This window comes from Collinsella bouchesdurhonensis (assembly GCF_900155365.1).
Taxonomy (GTDB): domain Bacteria; phylum Actinomycetota; class Coriobacteriia; order Coriobacteriales; family Coriobacteriaceae; genus Collinsella; species Collinsella bouchesdurhonensis.
Genome location: NZ_LT699738.1, coordinates 203933 through 223134 on the forward strand (window position 1 = coordinate 203933; position 19202 = coordinate 223134).

General features: G+C 57.8%; 17 protein-coding genes and 1 tRNA gene. 5 read left to right on the forward strand and 13 right to left on the reverse strand.

From position 1 onward, the window contains the following. Positions 1 to 6: 6 nt before the first annotated feature. Together BQ9843_RS01540 and BQ9843_RS01545 are read left to right on the forward strand one after the other, a co-directional pair. A complete protein-coding gene (locus BQ9843_RS01540; protein WP_195906593.1) occupies positions 7 to 912 on the forward strand; it encodes a peptidoglycan-binding domain-containing protein in 906 nt (301 codons plus the stop codon). Positions 913 to 949: 37 nt separating this feature from the next. After that, positions 950 to 1020, forward strand: a tRNA-Gln gene (locus BQ9843_RS01545). 283 nt (positions 1021 to 1303) lie between these two features. On the opposite strand, the gene BQ9843_RS01550 is transcribed toward BQ9843_RS01545, so the two are convergent. Beyond that, positions 1304 to 1525, reverse strand: coding sequence for a hypothetical protein (locus BQ9843_RS01550; RefSeq protein WP_075843600.1), 222 nt, complete (start codon positions 1523 to 1525; stop codon positions 1304 to 1306). On the opposite strand from BQ9843_RS01550, the gene BQ9843_RS01555 reads away from it, so the two are divergent. Next, positions 1524 to 3677, forward strand: a complete 2154-nt coding sequence (locus BQ9843_RS01555; protein WP_075843601.1) for a Tex family protein — start codon at positions 1524 to 1526, stop codon at positions 3675 to 3677. The two genes, BQ9843_RS01550 and BQ9843_RS01555, sit on opposite strands and share 2 nt — an antisense overlap. A 118-nt stretch (positions 3678 to 3795) precedes the next feature. Here BQ9843_RS01555 and BQ9843_RS01560 read toward each other — a convergent pair whose 3' ends face one another. The 10 genes from BQ9843_RS01560 to BQ9843_RS01605 all read right to left on the reverse strand — a co-directional run bounded on the left by BQ9843_RS01560 (position 3796) and on the right by BQ9843_RS01605 (position 16923). Further along, positions 3796 to 5796: a hypothetical protein gene (locus tag BQ9843_RS01560; RefSeq protein WP_075843602.1), complete on the reverse strand. Its 2001-nt coding sequence runs from the start codon at positions 5794 to 5796 to the stop codon at positions 3796 to 3798. A 226-nt stretch (positions 5797 to 6022) separates the two neighbouring features. After that, positions 6023 to 7921, reverse strand: coding sequence for a carbon starvation CstA family protein (locus tag BQ9843_RS01565; protein ID WP_040219784.1), 1899 nt, complete (start codon positions 7919 to 7921; stop codon positions 6023 to 6025). A gap of 540 nt (positions 7922 to 8461) precedes the next feature. Next, the gene (locus BQ9843_RS01570) at positions 8462 to 9034 is read right to left on the reverse strand and encodes a hypothetical protein (RefSeq protein WP_022387617.1); all 573 of its coding nucleotides are present in this window, start codon (positions 9032 to 9034) and stop codon (positions 8462 to 8464) included. A gap of 216 nt (positions 9035 to 9250) precedes the next feature. After that, the gene (gene pyrE, locus BQ9843_RS01575) at positions 9251 to 9934 is read right to left on the reverse strand and encodes an orotate phosphoribosyltransferase (RefSeq protein WP_022387616.1); all 684 of its coding nucleotides are present in this window, start codon (positions 9932 to 9934) and stop codon (positions 9251 to 9253) included. A gap of 117 nt (positions 9935 to 10051) precedes the next feature. Continuing rightward, positions 10052 to 10834, reverse strand: coding sequence for an amino acid ABC transporter ATP-binding protein (locus BQ9843_RS01580; protein ID WP_075843603.1), 783 nt, complete (start codon positions 10832 to 10834; stop codon positions 10052 to 10054). 12 nt (positions 10835 to 10846) lie between these two features. Further along, complete coding sequence (locus BQ9843_RS01585) at positions 10847 to 11500, reverse strand: amino acid ABC transporter permease (protein WP_022387614.1); 654 nt, start codon at positions 11498 to 11500, stop codon at positions 10847 to 10849. Positions 11501 to 11608: 108 nt separating this feature from the next. Then, positions 11609 to 12463: an amino acid ABC transporter substrate-binding protein gene (locus BQ9843_RS01590; protein WP_075843604.1), complete on the reverse strand. Its 855-nt coding sequence runs from the start codon at positions 12461 to 12463 to the stop codon at positions 11609 to 11611. A gap of 221 nt (positions 12464 to 12684) precedes the next feature. Further along, positions 12685 to 14460 (reverse strand): LPXTG cell wall anchor domain-containing protein, encoded by a 1776-nt coding sequence (locus tag BQ9843_RS01595; protein WP_075843605.1) that lies wholly within the window; start codon positions 14458 to 14460, stop codon positions 12685 to 12687. Between the two features lie 187 nt (positions 14461 to 14647). Further along, the gene (locus BQ9843_RS01600; protein WP_083647862.1) at positions 14648 to 15736 is read right to left on the reverse strand and encodes a M42 family metallopeptidase; all 1089 of its coding nucleotides are present in this window, start codon (positions 15734 to 15736) and stop codon (positions 14648 to 14650) included. Positions 15737 to 15816: 80 nt separating this feature from the next. Further along, complete coding sequence (locus tag BQ9843_RS01605) at positions 15817 to 16923, reverse strand: branched-chain amino acid aminotransferase (protein WP_268258795.1); 1107 nt, start codon at positions 16921 to 16923, stop codon at positions 15817 to 15819. A gap of 311 nt (positions 16924 to 17234) precedes the next feature. On the opposite strand from BQ9843_RS01605, the gene BQ9843_RS01610 reads away from it, so the two are divergent. Then, positions 17235 to 17687 carry a helix-turn-helix domain-containing protein gene (locus BQ9843_RS01610; protein ID WP_075843606.1) on the forward strand — a complete coding sequence of 151 codons (453 nt, stop codon included), beginning with the start codon at positions 17235 to 17237 and terminating at the stop codon, positions 17685 to 17687. Between the two features lie 118 nt (positions 17688 to 17805). On the opposite strand, the gene BQ9843_RS08825 is transcribed toward BQ9843_RS01610, so the two are convergent. Further along, positions 17806 to 17970, reverse strand: a complete 165-nt coding sequence (locus BQ9843_RS08825; RefSeq protein ID WP_154665538.1) for a hypothetical protein — start codon at positions 17968 to 17970, stop codon at positions 17806 to 17808. Positions 17971 to 17986: 16 nt separating this feature from the next. Between BQ9843_RS08825 and BQ9843_RS08830 the strand changes: the two genes are divergently transcribed. Continuing rightward, a complete protein-coding gene (locus BQ9843_RS08830) occupies positions 17987 to 18358 on the forward strand; it encodes a DUF6591 domain-containing protein (protein ID WP_075843607.1) in 372 nt (123 codons plus the stop codon). Positions 18359 to 18452: 94 nt separating this feature from the next. On the opposite strand, the gene BQ9843_RS01620 is transcribed toward BQ9843_RS08830, so the two are convergent. Beyond that, positions 18453 to 19100 carry a VTT domain-containing protein gene (locus BQ9843_RS01620; RefSeq protein WP_022387607.1) on the reverse strand — a complete coding sequence of 216 codons (648 nt, stop codon included), beginning with the start codon at positions 19098 to 19100 and terminating at the stop codon, positions 18453 to 18455. Between the last annotated feature and the right edge of the window lie 102 nt (positions 19101 to 19202).

Consider the following 19202-nt stretch of genomic DNA (forward strand, 5'->3'; position numbering starts at 1 on the left):
GTTCTCTTGGATCCGATTACAAAGGGCATGCAGGGACCCGCAGTTGAAGATATTCAAACGCGCCTGATTGGCCTGGGCTATACCATCGACGAACAGGAATACACGCAGAAGCTCTACGGAGATACGACTGCGCGCGCCGTGGCGTCGTTTCGCGTCACCTCGGGCCTCGACGCCCTGGGCGACGTTGACATCATCTGCTGGAGCGCGTTGGTAGACGCCTCGTATAAACTGGGCGATCGCACGCTTTACCTGCGTCTTCCCAACTTCCACGGGGCCGATGTCGTCGCTTTGCAGCAAGCTTTGAACGCCCTAGGCTTTGGGTGCGGCGATGTCGATGGCTACTTTGGCCCGCATACCGAAAACGCCCTGCAGCAGTTCCAGGAAAATGTCGGCCTGTTTGCCGATGGCATGGCCTTCCAGGACACGTTTCGCTACATCGATCGCCTGCGCCACGTATGGGAGGGAAAGCCCTCTGTGCTGGAGGCGGAAGAGCGTACCGGCTTTGCGCGCGCCGCGAATGTGCTTGAGCATTATCGCATCGCCGTAAGCGGACAGGACGCCATCGCCCGCAACATCGCCTCGCGCATGTGGAATATCGCCTCGGCCACAACGGAAAACAGTGGCATGGTGCTCAGCGAGGGCGAAGCTCCCGAGGGCATGGATTTGGTTCTTGAGCTCGCAAGCGACGAGCTCCCAGAGAACGCCGAGCCGCGCCCGACCCTTACGCTCGCCCAGTGCAACAACCTTGCCAAGCGCATTAGCACCGCTTTTGAGGCAGCTGCATCCAAACCCGCGCACCTGCGTATCGAACTCACCGGCCTTACGTGCTACAACGGCACGTTCACGTCAAGCGATGCGCAAACCCTTGCTGTGCGTATTCTCGATGGCGTTTGCGCTGCCTTGAGTGATTAGGTAAACTAGACAGGCTGCGATAGCAGCACGTCCGCATTGGGGTATCGTCCAGCGGCAGGACCCCGGTTTTTGGTGCCGGTTACGGGGGTTCGAATCCCTCTACCCCAGCCCTTGTCTTATTGAGCCCCGGCCATGGCGCCGGGGCTTTTTGTTTGGAGTTGCAACTCTTGGCAAGTCGATATCTCCCGTACGGCCCTTGAGCAAACGACTTTCAGCCCAAAACCCTTTGAGCAAATCAAAACTTCCTGATTTCAGTAGCAATCTGGCGCTTTTACAATTAGAAGCACTATTTTGATTAGAAAATCCCAGATAAATAGAGCTCGAAAGACCCGTCTACTCCGCATAATGCAATACTGCTACTGAAATCAGGAAGTTTGTAGAAACAGGGGCCTTATGATCGTTTTTTAACCGCCTTTTTCTCAAAGAGATAGCCTGAGCAGGTGCGGTGGCCAATAGACTCACGCCAAATGCCCTGCTTTCTGCAACGGCCAGTTTGCTCATAGTATTCTGAAGAGCCGCCAAAGAGCAATTGCCCTAAACCATCGACGTCGCGCGCAATGGTATTCTTGTTGCCCCATTGCTCAAACGCAGCAACGAACGCTAGGAGTCCCATGGATCTCATCGCACAACTTGCTCGCGAGCTCGATCTTAAAGTCACCGACGTCGACGCAGCCGTCAAGCTCATCGACGAGGGGAACACCATCCCCTTTATCGCCCGCTACCGCAAAGAAGCGACCGGCGGCATGGACGACGTCGCCCTTCGCGCACTCAACGAACGCCTGGGCTACCTGCGCAATCTCGAGCAGCGCAAAGAGGATGTCATCGTGCTCATCAATGCCCAGGGCAAACTCACGCCCGAGCTGGAGCAGCAGATTCGCGAAGCCGAGCAGCTGCAGCGTGTCGAGGACCTCTACAAACCCTATCGCAAGAAGCGCATGACGCGCGCCCAAAAGGCCCGCGAGGCGGGACTCGAGCCGCTTGCCAACATGATCATTATGCAGGCAAACCCCAAGGGCGGTGGCTCGGCCATCGAGGCAGCCGCAGCATACATCAATGAGGAAGCCGGCTTCGATACCGCCGAAAAAGCCCTCGCAGGCGCCTCCGATATCGTGGCGGAAATTGTCGCCGAAGACCCCGAGAATGTCGCCGACTTGCGCGCCTTCACCCAAAACACCGCCGATATCGTTGTCGAGGCGACCGACCCCACCGAAAAGACCCCATACGAGCCCTACTATGCCTACGATGAGCCGCTGCGTCGCATCCCCAACCACCGTGTTCTCGCCATCGACCGCGGTGAGCGAGAGGGGAAGCTACGGGTTCGCGTGAACGTCGATAACCAGGCAGCCGTTTCGCGCCTGGGAAGCCGCTGGCCGCGTCGGCAAGGCGTTTTCGCCCCCATATTCGACGCCGCTATCGCCGATGGCTACAAACGTCTCATGGCGCCTTCACTCGAACGCGAGGCCCGCGCCAAGCTCACCGTGCGCGCTCAAACCGACGCCATCAACGTGTTTGCAAAAAACCTCGAAGGCCTGCTCTCAGCTCGACCGGTTCGCGGCGCACGCGTGCTGGCACTCGATCCCGGCTACCGCACTGGCTGCAAGGTCGCCGTCATGGACGAGACCGGCAAGCTGCTCGACCACGGCGTCGTCTACCCCACCAAGCCGCGCCACGACGTCGCCGGCACCAAACGCGAGCTGGCTCGCCTGGTCAAAAAGGACAAGGTCAACACCATTGTTATTGGCAACGGCACGGCAAGCCGCGAAACCGAGGAGGTCGTGAGCGAGTTCATCGCCGAGCAGGCACCCGAGCTTCGCTACACCATCGTCAACGAAGCCGGAGCGTCGGTTTACTCGGCATCCGAGCTGGCGAGCCAGGAATATCCCGATCTTGACGTCACGGTGCGCGGCGCCCTTAGCCTAGGTCACCGTCTGCAAGACCCCCTTGCCGAGCTGGTCAAAATCCCGCCCCAGTCCATTGGCGTTGGCCAGTATCAGCATGACCTCGACCAGGCCGAGCTTTCGTACTCGCTGGGCAATGTTGTAGAAGACGTTGTCAACCGCGTGGGCGTCGATGTAAACACCGCAAGCACAAGCCTGCTGGGCTATGTGTCCGGCATCACGCCAACGGTTGCCCGCAACATCGTTGCCTACCGCGAGGAGAACGGCCCCTTCACCGACCGCGCGCAACTCAAGAAGGTCTCGAAGCTCGGCCCCAAGGCGTATCTCAACGCTGCAGGATTCTTACGCATTGCAGATGGCAAAAATCCGCTCGACGCAACAAGCGTCCACCCCGAAAGCTACGCCGTTGCCAACGAGGTGCTCAAGCGTGCGGGCGTTAAAGCCGATGAGCTCAAGCGCGGCGGAATCCCCGACATCGAACGCCGCGTAGGCAGCATCGGCGAGATCGCCGGAGAGCTCGGTTGCGGTATCTTGACGCTCATCGACATCATCGACGAACTCAAAAAGCCCGGCCGTGATCCTCGCGACGACGCCCCCGAAGTTGTCTTTAGCCGCTCTGCCCTCTCTATCGATGACCTGGAGGCGGGCATGAAACTTAAAGGCACGGTGCGCAATGTCGTGGACTTTGGCGCGTTTGTCGATATCGGCGTGCATCAAGACGGTCTGGTGCATATCTCTAAGATGGCCAATCGCTTTGTCAAACACCCCAGCGACGTTGTTCGCGTAGGCGACACCGTTGACGTGTGGGTCGAGAAAGTCGACCGTGATCGCAAGAAAATCTCGCTCAGCATGATAGAGCCTCGATAGCTCTCGATAGCAAAAGTCAAGGCGTCCGCACTGCAACTCGGTTCGCAGTGCGGACGCCTTTTATGAAGGAATTGTGAAAATGTAACAAAATAAACCTGTCGACTTTTTGTCACGTTGCTTAGCTGTTGAGGATGCGGTCAAGGCTTCCGGAGCTTGAGTCGCGATAATCGGCCGAGGTTAGGATCTCCTGTGGGATACGGCCGCCCTCACGCAAGATATTGCGGAACTGCACGCGCGTGACCATGGGCAGGTCGGCGATAGCGCGTGCGAGATTTTGCGGCACGCCCTGATTCTCGGATGCATGCTCCACCCCGCGACCGTCCTTCAAACGACGCTTGTGAGCCGCCAGCATAGCCTTGTACATACCCGCGTGCATGCGAATCTTCGTATTGTTTGCCGCACGGGCCTGTTCGACGATGCGCGCGCCTTCGCGGTCGATATCGCCCGCATAGTACACATAGTCGTATCCATAGCCGATATCGGACAGATAATCGTCCAACGCATGCGAAACGCTCGCCTTGCAACCGCTGCCAAAAATTACGCCGCTCACGCGCACGCCAAAAAGCTTGACCGACGATTTGCCGCGCAGCAGACGCGCGATCTCGTCGTACGTATCGATATTCTCGACCATGATGAACGGCTTATTGGCACCGATGCCAAAGAAGCTCGTGAAATGATACGGGCGCTGGGGCGTAATCTTGAGCGCTGCCACGTTAACGCCGCGGTCGTTCAGGCGCTTGAACAGGCGCTCACCGCGCTTACCATCAAAGGCCTTCTCATCGTTAAAAATTTCAAAGGCGCGCTGACGACGCGAGGCGTACGGGGTATCCATGCCGTCCGTTTGCTCGATCCACGTGGTAATGGCCTCAAAATCATGCGCAAGCTGCTGCTTGGCGTTTTGATGACCGTTTTCGCGCTCGGCGGTCTTCGCCATCGGACGATTGTCAACGCACGTAATCTTGGCATATTGGACGCGATCGCCGTGCGCAACAGCAGAAAGCGGCAACACGGTTGCCACCTTTGCGAGTTGCCCTCGAATCACGCGTACGATAGAGCGAGATTCGGGCCGGACGGAATCGTTCGAGCGATGAGCCCCCGTTGTCTGAGTCGAAGGCGAATCCTGCTTGTGAGACGACTTGACCGCCTCGGAACGCCCGGGCTTTCCCTTTCGCTTCCTGTTCGCAGGAGTCTCCTTTTTTACCGAAGAGCGAGTCTCTCCCTCCTTAGCGTCCTCATGCTTTCGCTGAGTATCTCGCTCGGCAAAAGCAACGCGACCGCGATTTGCCTCCGCCTGCTTAAATGCTGCGCCTTTCTTTGAAACGGCTGGCTCTTTGGGAACGAGCGCTTTTTTCTCGGCAGGAGCGGACGGAGCATCCTGAGCCTGCGGCTGCTGCTTTTTGGGTCCCATGGCGTGAACTTCTGGCTCTTGGGCCTTCGGCTCGGCGAGCCTTGGCTGCTCGACGGAAGTGTCCCGGGTATCCCGTGATGCTTTCTTGTCCTGCGTGCGACGATGTACACGCGCTCCTCGGCCCACCTTCGAGACAAAGGGCGCTGGCGTATCGTTTGGGCTTGCCTGCTCTTCCTTTTGAGCTGCCTCGGAAGGCGCGGTGGCGGGCAATTCCTGGTCGCGACGGGTATCCTCGGCTCGAGGTACCGCGGGCTTCGCTGATCCAGAATCTTTCTCGGACCCGCACGCCGCCGCTGCGGGTGCAGCCTGTCCAGCGTCTTTAGCCTCAGCAGCCAACGTCTCGACAGGCGCCGGCTCCTCCTCGACGTCAAAGCCATCGTTCAGATCCTCGGCGCCATCAACAATAATAAGCTCGGAAACCTTTGCGCAAATCGAATAGATGGCAGGGCGCCCGTCGACACCGGTCTCATCGATGCGCTCGATAAGCCCCGACTTGATAAACTCATCGCGTAGACGCTTGGTATCGATATCCTTATCGATCGAGCGGAAAAGCCCGCCCAGTGAGCTCGACTTGATTTTGAGGACCTTACGGCCCAATAGACCGCGCGAAATAACAGCTGCCTGCTTGGAGCTCAACGAGGTGAGAGCAGCGATGCGACGCGCCAGCGCATCGACATCGTTTTGATTATCGCTATACAAAGATGAAGACACACAAGCCTCCTCGAAGATAAACACAAATGTCTTTATGGTACCCCATGGAATCTAAACGAGGCTTCTTGCTCGAACGATTCCACGGGGAGTGCGGCGCAACAGGACTCCTTGCAAGCAGTTGGGCGTACCCCGGCACCACGTATCGCCAAAATAAAAAAACGCCCGAGTGCGGCTGCAGAGCACTCGGGCGAATATAACGATGTGCGAAAGGTACGCTCAGACGCGATTAGGCGTTTTGAGCAGCTCCATCGGCAGGAGCCTCAACGGATGCGCGACCATACTCGGCGCGGCCCATCTCGGTCCACTCGGGCTCCTCGTCGGGCAGGGAGCCAGCCTCCTTGCCAAAGAGCTCCTTCAGGCAGTTCACGGCAACAATCAGGCCCAGGACCATCAGCAACACGGCGAAGAGCAGCTGCAGGCCCTTGGTGGCAAGCACGGGCGTCGCAGCGGCGCCGGCAGTTGCTGCGGGGATCGAGCCAAACAGACCGTAGGCCTGGATAGCGGCAACGCAGCCCAGGGCGCTCTGCACCAGAGAGGTGAAGGTGCATACCAGCAGGAACACCACAGGCACGTAGAGCATCCAGCCCTTGCGGCCGGTGCACTTGCAGAACACAGCGAGCGTGATCATGGTCATGCCGCCGAGCAGCTGGTTAGAAGCACCAAACAGCGGCCAGATGTTGGCATAGCCGCCAAAGGCCAGGGCAAGACCGGGAAGCAGGGTCACAACCGTAGCGAACCAGGGGTTGCCCAAAACCTTCATGACGCCGGTCTTGGCATTGATGGCCAAAGCGTCATTGGTCTTGGCAAAGAACTCGGAGAACGAGGTGCGGGCGATGCGGGCAACAGCGTCGAGCGAGGTGAGAGCAAGGGCCGAGACGTTCATGGTCATGAACACGGTGGCAACGGTCTGGTCGACGCCAAAAGCCGTCATGCCGCGAGCGATACCGGCAGCGAAGATCTGGAACGGGGTGGAGGCAAGGCCGCCGTTGGCAACGTTCACCGTGCCGGTACCGGCGGTATTCATCGAGGAGAACATGATGCCGGCGACAACGATGGCGAGGACGCCCACAAAGGACTCAACGATCATGGCGCCGTAGCCAACCTTGACGGCGTCGGCCTCCTTCTCGACCTGCTTGGAAGAGGTGCCGGAGGACACGAGGCTATGGAAGCCGGAAAGTGCGCCGCAGGCAACGGAAACAAACAGGATGGGAAACATCATGCCAGAAGCAGTGGAGAAACCGGTAAACACAGGAGCGGTGATGGTTGCCTGACCCTGAGCGCCCAGGACAAAGATGCCCAGCACGGCACAGACGATCATGACGATCATCATGATCGAAGTGAGATAGTCGCGCGGGGTCTTGAGCACGCTGATGGGCATAGCACCGGCAAAGACCAGGTAGACCATAACGACGGCGAACCACTGGAACTTATCGAGGTACAGCGGGAACTGCATGCCCACGGCGAACATGAGAACCATCAGCACCACGCCGGTGGCGAACTCGGCCACACCGGTGAGGTTGAATTTCTTCTGGGCATAGCCAAAAGCAATGGCAACAAAGGTGAAGAGGATGGAGATGGTACCTGCGCAACCGGCGGCATAGGACTTGGTGAAGTCGATAGCAGCGGTAGCCACGCCATCTGCACCCATGACCGGGGTGAACTTGAAGGTACCGCACACCATGTCGGTGAAAGCAGCGATGACGATGATGCAGAACAACCAGCAGAACAGGAGGAACAGGCGACGACCGGTCTTGCCGATGTACTTCTCGATGAGCTGGGCCAGCGACTTGCCGTTGTTCTTCATCGAGGCATACAGGGCGCCAAAGTCATGTACGGCACCAAAGAAGATGCCGCCCACGAGCACCCACAGCACAACGGGCAGCCAGCCAAAAGCCATGGCCACGATGGTGCCCGTGACAGGGCCTGCGCCGCAGATCGAGCTGAACTGATGCGAAAATGCGGTGAATGCAGAGACGGGCGAGAAGTTCTTGCCGTCCTTCATGCGCTTGGCAGGAGTAAGGGCCTCCCTATCGACGCCCCACTTATTGGCCAACCAGCGTCCGTACCCGAGATAGCCGCAGGCGAGAACCGCCGCGCACACGAGCATGACTACAACTCCGTTCATACTATCCTTCCTTCTGAGGTTTCCCCAACACTTTCGATTTCGATAAAAAACGAGGGCCGTCGATTTTCGATTCGACGGCCCTCGTCTTTTATCAGCCGCCCGCATTTGGCACGGGCTGACTGTTTATCGCCAACCCGCGCTAAATAATAATTACGCTGATAATGTGTAGCTGGCTCATAAACATGCTGTGGCATTCCTCTACAAAGCGATGGGTCCCTGTTGAATTCCCATCTCCCTACGTTGCATTTATGCAGTCTACGCTTTAGCTCAATGAAGTCAAGCTCGGCTTTAATTGTTTCGTAAGCGTTTCCTCAGACCGCACACCGCCAGTTTAGGTAAAGCTGCGCAGCCGGGCTTCTCATGTGTCCCCATGCCGTACCCACACTCAAACGAAGCCTTCGTCCCAAGCGCGCTTACCAACCCCTTACTTTCGCTTTTTCGTTCTTGTCTTTCGGGTTGTTGATAGGTTTTGTTTTTGTTTCAAACAAAAAGGGGCCGGGAATTATTCCCGGCCCCCAGAGGCAAGATATCGATTGGCGATTAACTCATCAGTGCATTGGTAATCTCGTCCGCAACGCTATCGGCCTCGGTCCAGTTGCCGTCCTCGTCGCGCTCGCACTCAAGATCCACATCGACATTCTGCGTCTCGACGCCACGGATGGCATCCATCATCAGCTCGCCGACCTTCTTGTAAAGCTCGTCCTCGCTCAAACCTGCATAGTTGTTGGGATCGCCCATAAAGTCATCGGCTGCCTGCTGCAAAGCCGTCATCACGTCCTTCATGGACTTAGAGGTGAGCGTCACGTGCGCAACGGCGGTATCGTCTTCCTCGTCGACATCGACCGAGGTGATCTCGTAATCAAAGCCATCAAACAAAACGTTAACGAACTCCTCGGCATCGATACCGAACTGGGAGAGGTCGGCTTCATCCTCAATGTCGCTGATCATCTCATCCCAATCGTCACCCTTCTTGTTGACGATCGTGTCGAGCTCTCCGGACAGGCCCTCTCGAATGACCTCCTCCGACGAAGGACCGTTGTTGCAGGCGCACAGCGCAAGCATGCTCAGCGCAGCGATCAGAATAAGCGCGAGCGTCGTGAGTTTCTTCTTCATCGTTCCTCCGAACGTGGTCGCGGGCCCGCCATGGCACTCTCCATGTTCCCCCAAGCCCATTTACACAATGATTTGAATGTATCAGACCCCCTGCTCTCAACAAGCGATGACAGGACATTATTCGAGGAGCGGCCTAGATCTTTACCAGTTATTAAAAAGCGGACGCCCCGAATACGGAACGTCCGCTCAACATCTAATTAGCAACGGGCAGAGATGCTACTCCTTGGCGCCATACTGCTCGTAGTACGCGTCGATAGCCGCCTTGAGGGTATCGTCGATAACCACTTTGCCGTCGATCTCGTGGTTGTAGAGCACCTCGACAACCTCGGCCATGGAGACGATGCTCGCGACGGGGAAACCGTACTTGGCCTCGATCTCCTTCTGCGCGGTGGTCACGCCACCCTTGCCGACCTCCATGCGGTTGAGAGACACGATGAGGCCCTTGATCTCGACATCGGCAGCAGCCTTGACCTTGGGATACGTCTCGTCGATGGACTTACCGGACGTGGTCACGTCTTCGACCATCACCACACGGTCGCCGTCCTTGGGTTCATAACCCAGCAGGTTGCCCTTATCGGCACCGTGGTCCTTGGCCTCCTTGCGGTCGCAGCAGTATTTGACCTCCTTGCCATACAGCTCGTGATAGGCAATGGCGGTCACCACGGCCAGGGGAATGCCCTTGTAAGCAGGTCCAAACAGCACGTCGAAGTCGTCGCCAAAGTTATCGTGAATGGCCTGCGCATAGTACTCGCCCAGGCGCTTGAGCTGACTGCCCGTCACGTAAGCACCGGCGTTCATGAAAAACGGCGATTGACGGCCGCTCTTGAGCGTAAACTCGCCAAACTTGAGCACGTCGGACTCGACCATGAACTTGATGAACTCTTGCTTGTAAGCCTCCATACGAAGCTCCCTTCGGTTGCGAGCGAATCTGCTGCCCATGATACCAGTGAATAACAAACGGGGCGGCAACGTTTAGCGTCACCGCCCCGCCTTGGTCTTTATCTCACAAACCGCGTGCTATCCGCTATAGCGCGAAAGAAACGCACGGGTGCGTTCATGCTGCGGAGAGCCCAGCACCTGGGCAGGCGAGCCCTCTTCTACGATCAAGCCGCCATCCATAAAGACCACGCGATCGGCAACGTCGCGGGCAAAAGCCATCTCGTGCGTGACGATGATCATCGTCGTGTCCTCATCTGCAAGCTGACGTATCACCTTGAGCACCTCGCCCGTCAGCTCGGGGTCAAGCGCACTGGTGGGCTCGTCAAAAAAGAGAATGTCGGGATTGAGGCACAGAGCGCGTGCGATGCTTGCACGCTGCTGCTGGCCGCCGGAAAGCTGACAGGGAACCTTGTTTTCACAGCCCTCAAGGCCCATCTTGGCGATAAGCGCCCGGGCCTGGGCCTCCACCTCTGCACGCGGGCGCTTTTGCACGGCAATGGGAGCGTCACAGATATTGCGCATCACCGTCATGTGCGGGAAGAGATTGTAGCCCTGAAACACCAGACCAAAGCGGCTCTTTGCCGCACGAAGATCGGCCCCCTTGGCATAGGTGACCGTACCGCCCTCCGAAGAAGCGACCGTCAGGTCACCATAGCGCAGCGACCCCGCATCGATGGTCTCGAGCGTGGTGGCACAGCGCAACAGCGTCGACTTGCCGCCACCCGAAGGCCCGATAATGGCCACGGCCTCACCAGGACGTACCGAAAGCGAGATATCGCGCAAAACGCAGGTCTTGCCAAAGGATTTACTCACGTGCTCCATCGAGAAGACAGGAGCCGCGCAGCGATTGGAATCGGTCATTGTTGCCCCCTATCAGTCGTGGTAATAATCGAGCTTTTTCTCCAGCGCGCCCATAGCGACCTCGACCAAGAAGTTGAAGCCCCAGTAGAACGCTGCAGAAATGGCAAAGGGCACCATGCTCACCTGCGAGGCGACAAGCGCCTTTGCGGTCGAGAACATCTCGGCCACGCCAATTGCGAAGGCAAGCGACGTGTCCTTGACGAGCGTGATCACCTCGTTGCCCATAGCCGGCAGGATGCGCTTGACCACCTGGGGCAGCACGATGCGGAAAAACGTCTGCACCTTGGTATAGCCCAAAACCTCGGCCGCCTCATACTGACCGCGCGGAATGGACTGAATGCCCGAACGGTAAATCTCGGCAAAATACGCAGCGTAGTTGATGATAAAAGCGACGATGCACGCGTACCACTTGGAATCCGGCGTTAAGCGGATACCAAAAACGTAGTACGGCGCAAAATAGATAGCGAACATCTGCAGCATCAGCGGCGTGCCGCGCATAACGGAGATGTAGATGCGCGCAAGAAGCGCGAGCGGGCGAATCTTGCTCATACGCGCAAGCGCCACGGGCACCGCCAAGGGGATCGATCCCACGAGCGTCAACACAAAGATCTGCAGTGTCGTACCAAAACCCGAGAGCAACATTCCCGACATCGTTGTGATATCCATGCTCTACCTTTCTATAGACACGCAACTCCCGATGCCGACCAGCCGACATCGGGAGCACAGTCTACCCATTGCGAGGCACCCGGACAGGCGCCCTGAATGAAGCAATCCTTACTTAAGCACCCAGTTATCGTAGCTAATGCCGTAATCCGCGTACTTCTCGCACAGGTCCTTGACAAAACCGTCCTTGTCCATTTCCTTCAGGGTCTCGGTGACCTTGGAGGCAAGGGCGTCGTCACCCTTCTTGAAGCCCACGGCATAGTGCTCTTCGGAGAGCATCTCGTCGAGCTGCACGTACTCGTCGGGCTTTGCGGCAAGCTGATACTGGGCAATCGAGAGGTCGCAGGCAACCGCGTCGACGGCACCGGACTCAAGCTGCATGAAAGCCGTGTTGTAGTCGCCGATGGTCTCGAGCGATGCAAAGGTGGCGGCAAGGTCGGCCTTATCGCCGCTCAAAACGTCCTCGGCGGCAGAGTCGGTCTGGGTGATGACGGTCTTGCCGGCAAGGTCGTCCAGGCTCTTGATGCCACTATCCTTCTTGACCACGATCACCTGGCCGTTGAGCATATAGGGATCGGAGAAGGTATAGTCGTCCTCGCGGCCCTCCATGGTAAAGCCGTTCCAGATGCAGTTGATGGCACCTGAGTTAAGCAGGCTGTCCTTGGCATCCCAGTCGATGGGCTCGAGCTTAAGCTCCCAGCCGCAACGCTTGGCAACCTCGGTGGCAAGCTCGATATCGAAACCGGTGAACTCGCCGTCATCGCCCACAAAGCCATAGGGAGGATAGGACTGGTCAAAGCCAACCGTCAGGGTCTTGATGTCTGCGGAATCATCGCTGCCGGCAGAAGCGGAGCCAGCAGCGGAGCCCGCCGTCTGGGCAGACGTGCCACCGCAGCCAACCAGAGCAAAGGCGGCAACAAGCGCAAACGCGCATGCAACAAAAGCCATAAAGCGCTTCTTATTCATGGGTAATCCTCAATCTCATCGCAATGCCGGCAACTTCGCGCTTCCCGCGCAAAACCGCCGGCCTCTTTCGTAACGCGTTTCACTTTAGCCTAGTGGAGTGTAAAACGCAAGGAATTACTTTAGTCGAGTGGAGAAAAAACGACACACAGCGTTAAAAATCAGCGGGGCCGCAGCTCAACGCTGCAACCCCGCTCCCGCTCGATTGTTACAAGATAAATACGTTAGCCCCTAAAGCCATCTTCAAAGGGAACCTTATCGGCCGAACGGCGCTTGCCTGCCACCACGGCGCCAACGCCCGAAAGCGAGAGCGCTGCAGAAACCACAAGACCGATCGTGCTGGCGTCTGCCGTCGCGGGAAGCTTCTCGACCTCGCCCGACTTCGTATCGGCCTTGTCGGCACCGGCCTTGACCATGGCCTTGCCCTGGCCGTTGATGCCCTTGTCTCCCTGGCCTTTGCCGCCATCGTCTTTCGAATCGGCACCGTCTTTACCGCCATCCGGCTTTCCGTCCGTGCTCGGCAGCGAAGTGGAGCCCGAACCCTGCGTGCCTGCACCAGAGGAGGCTCCGTTGTCAGAAGTATCCCCGTTTGTCGCACCGCCATTGGCATCTCCGGCATCATCGCCAGAGTCTCCATCAGCATCGGCAGAACCGTTCGATCCAGCCGCGCTATCCGAGGGCGTACCACTCGGAGCGTTCGAGCTCGAGCTACCGCCCGATGTCGAGCCGTCACCGGAATCTGCACCGCCGCCCGTACTCGGCGAAGATGTGGACCCCGTACCCATATCGGTAGAAGGAGCGTTCGGAGAGCCCGTCGTGCTGCCACCCGCAGGCGTCGTGACGGTACCACCGGCAGCAGAAGAACCACCACCCGCGCTGCCCTCGCCCTGAGACGGCTGATCGGTAGAGCCCGAGCCAGAACCCGTACCGCTATCGGAGCCCGTGCCGGAGCCCGAGCCATTGTTGGAATCCGAACCGGCACCGGAACCAGAACCGGCACCGACGTCGGAACCCGTATCAGAGCCCGAGCCAGATGTGTCTTTATTCGCATCGTTTTCGGTCTTGTGCTGGGCTAGATATGTCAGGCACGTCTTCTTTTCGCGCTCATAGCGATTCGCATAGCTTGCGGCATACTGATTGGTCGACGTGTTGGTCATGTAATCGATCAACGCATCGCAGATAGCAGTCACGGCCTGTTCGTCGGACATATCGTTGGAAAGATTGGCCATCTTGAAGAACTTCTGGCAGCCACCCGAGCCAAACAGGTTATTCATGCCCCAGCACAAGCCCTTAAGGCAGTCGGCACGGCCCGAAAGGTCAAGCCCGTACTTGCGCACGATGCGCTCGACCGGCAGGTAATACTCCTGATATCCATATGCATCCTGGAGTGCCGAGAACTCTTGTGGATCGGCAGCATACGCGGCATGCCAGGCATCCTCGGCAAGCTGGCCCAGCTCGGTGAGCTTGTGAGTCTTTTTGTCGTAAATCACGTCATCGGCGTCGCGCTTAAGTTCGCTGCCGCGATCGATGACCGCCTTGAACATGCCGTACTTCTGAGGATTGTAGTTGTAGCACTCCTGCATGAAGTCGACGAGCGCATAGCGGCGATCAAACTGGTAGAAGCCCATGGCATGATAGCCGTCGCCATAGCTAAAGCCCAGATTGTAATTGCTGCCGCTCTCGTTTTGGGCAAAGTACTTCATCTCAGAGGAAAGCGCCTTGGGCTGCAGGCTCGAGGAGCTCGTCGCCATGATCGAATTCAAGGAGAGCGTCATAAGAGGCGAAGGGTCCACGACTTCCGAATACTCATCGGCGGGATCGTAATCCGAAGGAGCGGGCTGCTTTGCGTCGACATCAGTGATGGGATCGGCGTTGGCATTGCCGGCGATATCTTGCTGCTGGACGGTATCGGTCTGTGCAAACATGGGAATAGGTGCCGCCACGCCCAGCGTGAGCGAAAGTGCGAGTCCGGCAACGATAGCCTGATGCTTAGGCTTCATGGTTCCTCCCTGGTTCTGCGTCCCCTTTTGCGGGGATGGGTTCATTTGATGTGCGATTGCGTCAGAGCGCAAGAGGTATATCTAGTATGTTGAATCTCGCCTGTTTTTGCAATCCCCCGTCAGCATGCGGCGCAGGTAAAGGATGCATTTGCACCTTCTGTGCGCCGCACGCCAACAAAACGAGGTATTAAAAGCCGCAAATAACCTCGGGAGTCATACGCGAAATGACCTCGACGGCAACACGGGCCGACTCGATCACGTCGTCGATGGCGCAAATCGAGGTAGCCGTGTGGATATATCGGCAGGGCACGCCCGAAACCACGCACGGCACATCCATAAGATGCACGAGACCGCCATCGGTGCCACCGCCCTCTCGCACGCTCTCTTGCACGCGCAGTCCCGCTGCCTCGGCGGCATCCAACACAAAGCGCTGATAGCGAGGATTCGTGATCATGCAACGGTCGAAATGTCTGAACATAGGACCGCCGTGAAGCGCCGTCTGCACTTCATCGGGAGCCAAGAAGGTATCGTCTGCAGGACAGCCCTCGAACATGTACGCAACATCTGGATCGAGCATCCGCGCCGCTGCCGCCACGCCGCGCTCCCCCACTTCCTCCTGTGCGGAAACGGATGCGACCACGTCGACGGACAGGTCGTCGCGAGAAGCGAGCTCGCGCAGGGCGATCAGCATCGCCGCCACGCCCGCGCGGCAGTCAAACGCCTTGCCCACCGCGATGCCGCGCTCGACATCAAAGGTAAACTGCGTCGCCACGACAAAAGGCTCGCCGATGCGCAGGAAAAAGCGCTCGCGTGCCTCCTCGGCACTTGTCGCGCCCACGTCGAGAATCATCTCGGGCGGTACATGGGCGGCTTTCTCGGCGGCACTGGTAAAATGCGGCGGCTTGACGCCAATGGTACCGTGCAGCCATTCGCCCCGGGCATTGCGCACCAGCACGTCCTGGCCGCAAAGAGCCCCTTCGGGAAAACGCCCCAGCGTCACAAAGCCCATAGTTCCATTTGCGCGAATGGTGCGCACCATGCCGCCCACTTCGTCGCCATGGGCATCCATCATCACGCGCGGACGAGCGCGGTCGCCGTCAAGCCCCGTGCCGTTCGGCACAATCAAGCCATCACGCAGCGTGTTTTCTTCCACCGTGGCCCATCCGTCACAAAAGTCGCGAACCACATCGATAACCTCATCTTCAAAACCCGAAGGACCCTTGGCATTGGAGAGGCGCTCGAGCAGCCGAACCACCTCGTTGCGATCGATCTTCATTGCTGTCCTTTCAACAAAACGACCCCCGCAGGCCTGCGCCGGCGGAGGTCGAGCATGCAAACGCTATTGGTAAATGTACCTTAGCAGACCTTGAAGACCCAGTTGTGCTTATCCTCAACGGCACCATCCTGGATGCCAGTGAGCGTCTCGCGCAGTTTCTTCATCACCGGGCCGCACTCGGTATGGCCAGCGGGGAAAACGACCGTCTCGTCGGCGCCGTAGACCTTGTTGTCAATCTCGCCCACCGGGGAGATGACGGCTGCGGTACCGCACATGCCGCACTCGGAGAACTTGCCTGAGGCGACCTCGGCCCACTCCACAGGGCGCTCGTCCACGGTCATGCCCAGGTCCTGAGCTACCTGCACAAGGGAGCGACGGGTGATGGAGGGCAAGATGGAGTTGGTGTGGCTCTTGGGAACCACAAGGGTGTTGCCGTCGACGAACAGCACGTTGGCACCGCCAGTCTCCTCAACGTAGGTACGGGACTCAGAATCGAGATACAGGTTGTCGGCGTAACCCTGAGCGTGAGCCTCGACGGAAGGCTTGAGGCTCATAGCGTAGTTGAGGCCGGCCTTGATGTTGCCGGTGCCGTGGGGTGCAGCACGGTCGTAATCGGAAATACGCAGCTTGACGGCCTTGAGGCCACCCTTGTAGTACGGACCAACCGGCGTGACGAGGATGCGGAACGTGTACTCAGGAGCAGGAGCAACACCGATCACGTTGCCGGAACCGATCATAAACGGGCGGACATAGAGCGTAGCGCCCGAGCCAAAGGGCGGAACCCACGCGGCATTAGCGGTAACGACCTGCTTAACGGCCTCGACAAAGCGGTCAACAGGGAACGGGGGCATCTCGAGGCGCTGGGCAGAGTCATACATGCGCTGTGCGTTCTGGTCGGGGCGGAAGCACACGACGCTGCCATCCTGAGTGGTATATGCCTTGAGGCCCTCGAAGACCTCCTGGCAGTAATGGAAAATGCCGCCGCACTCGGAAACATGCAGGGTATGGTCGGTCGTCAGGCCGCCCTCGTCCCACTCGCCATCCTTCCAATGTGCCTCATAGCTGTAGTCGGTCTGCATGTAATTGAAGCCGATGTTGCCCCAATCCAGATCCTTCTTCTCAACGGTCATACTGTGCTCCTTCTCTTGCAATAGTCCACGCGCCGCGTCGGCATTTGGACCACGCATGCCTGCAGCACATGTGTGGGCTTCTCGCCAAGACGGTCGCATGTTGGGCATTCTACTCCCACCACCGACCTGTGGCACATTTTCTCTCGTTTGAGGACAAACGAAATACAACCGTAACGTTTCGCACGTGGAGTTGTCCGTACAAGCAAGGACGCCCACCTCATGAGGGATTGATGTTCAAATACTCATCGAGAGGACGGGGTGTCATGCGGCTATCCAGCGCCAGCGCCGCCACACGGCACGTTGCGGCCGCAACAATCTCTATACTGAAGGTACGCATCCCGATGTTGCAACGGCAAGGAGAGCCGCATATGACCGTCACCATGGAAAAAGAGCACCTGACCGAAGACCTGCTCAAGCGGCTGCTCGCGAGTTCGAGCGTCGAAAGCTATCTCGATACGCATGAGACGGTCAACACGACGCTGACGGAATTTCTTCGCGAGCTCACCGATGCTCGCAGGCTCAAAAGGTCCGAAGTTGCGCGCGAATCGGGCCTCAATCCCACAGTGGTGTACGACATTTTCGCCGGCAAGAGCAGACCAGGACGCGACCACGCTATCATGCTGGCGCTCGGCATCGGCTGCACACTCTGCGAAACGCAGCGCCTCCTAAGACTCGATAGCGTCGCCGAACTCTGGTGCAAGGACCGCCGCGACGCCATCGTCATCTGGTGTATCAAACACGGCATGAGTCGCGCCTGCACCGACGATGAGCTCTACCGTCTAGGTGAAAGGACGCTTCTGGGAACAAATTCGCTCAGATAGAATTATCTGGGTGTCGACCTGCGTCCCCCATCGCCCCTTGCATCGCACCTTGCGATTCAGTTGCCAACTGAACAAACAAAGCAGTTGTTGACATATCATTTTTGAGGCTTTTGCCCAGTTACCATGAAGGGAGGGCGGCTTGAACGGCAGCCAGCTCATGCATGCCATGAGCCTTGACGACACCTATCGCGTCGAGCAGGTGCTCGCGCGCGGCGAAGACGGCATTACCGAACTCGTCACAATCGACGGAGCCGATCCCTTCGTGCGAAAAAAGATGCGGCAAGAGCTCGTCCGCCGCAATGTTTGGTCGGCACTCACCGAATGCAGCTCGCCTCCCCCGAGTCGAGGCCGCCGACACAGGCAACGAAAGCTCCACCGACAGCTCTGCTGATAGCCCCGAGGATACTCCGGCTGCATCCTCGTCCGACTTCCGCGCCCTGATGGACGGCTACGAGCAGTTTATGAACAGCTACGTTGAGTTCATGAAAAAGTACGAGGATTCAGACGACACCACCTCGATGCTTGCTGACTACGGATCGATGATGCAGCAGTACAGCGATTGGTCGAAAAAATTTGATGACGTTGACGAAAGCTCGCTGTCTGCCGATGACCAAGTCTACTACCTAGAGGTCCAAGGGCGCGTTGCGCAGAAGCTGAGTGAGATCCAGTAACCACAAGCTAAACGCCACACACCAAGCTAGCAACAAAAAGATCCGCCATCCAGCGATGGCGGATCTTTTTCACACCGATTGGTTTTCCAAAAACCTACGCGTTTTTCTTGCCAAACTTTGCCTTGAGCAGGCCCACAACCGTTGGGACAACCGAGACGGCAACGATACCTACGATCAGCAGCTCAAAATGCTCCTGTACAAAAGGAATGCCGCCAAAGAAGAATCCCAGCAGCGTGAAGAGCGTGGACCAGGTAATACCGCCCAGCACGTTGAAGAGGACGAAGGAATGCCACTTCATGCCACCTACGCCGGCGAGAAACGGCACGAACGTGCGGATGAACGGGAAAAAACGACCCAAGAAGATGGCCAGATGGCCCCACTTGTCGAGGAACGCCTCGGACTTTTCGATACGCTCGGGCGTCATGACCTTGACCTTGCCCGAAGCGATAATCTTCTTGCCAAAGAAGTGGCCGATCATAAAGTTGCACTGATCGCCCAAAATCGCTGCGCACCATGCCACCGCGAGCAGCGTGAAGATATTGAAGCTGCCGTCGGCGGCAAAGCAGCCGCTTGCAAACAGCAGCGAATCGCCGGGCAAAAAGGGCATGAAGACCACGCCAGTCTCGATAAAGATAATCAAGAAGATAAAGCCATAGGCCGTGAGCGGACCCGCTGCGATCCAGGCAGAAATCGCCGTACGCGGATCTTTAAGCAGCTCGACGATCGTGTTGATAAAATCCATGGAGTAAAACCTCTCTGCTTTGGGCGTGCGATGCGTCCAAGCAAAAAAGTATACGTGCGGCGATACCGTGCAACAAAAAGCCAACGCGATTAGCAACAACTA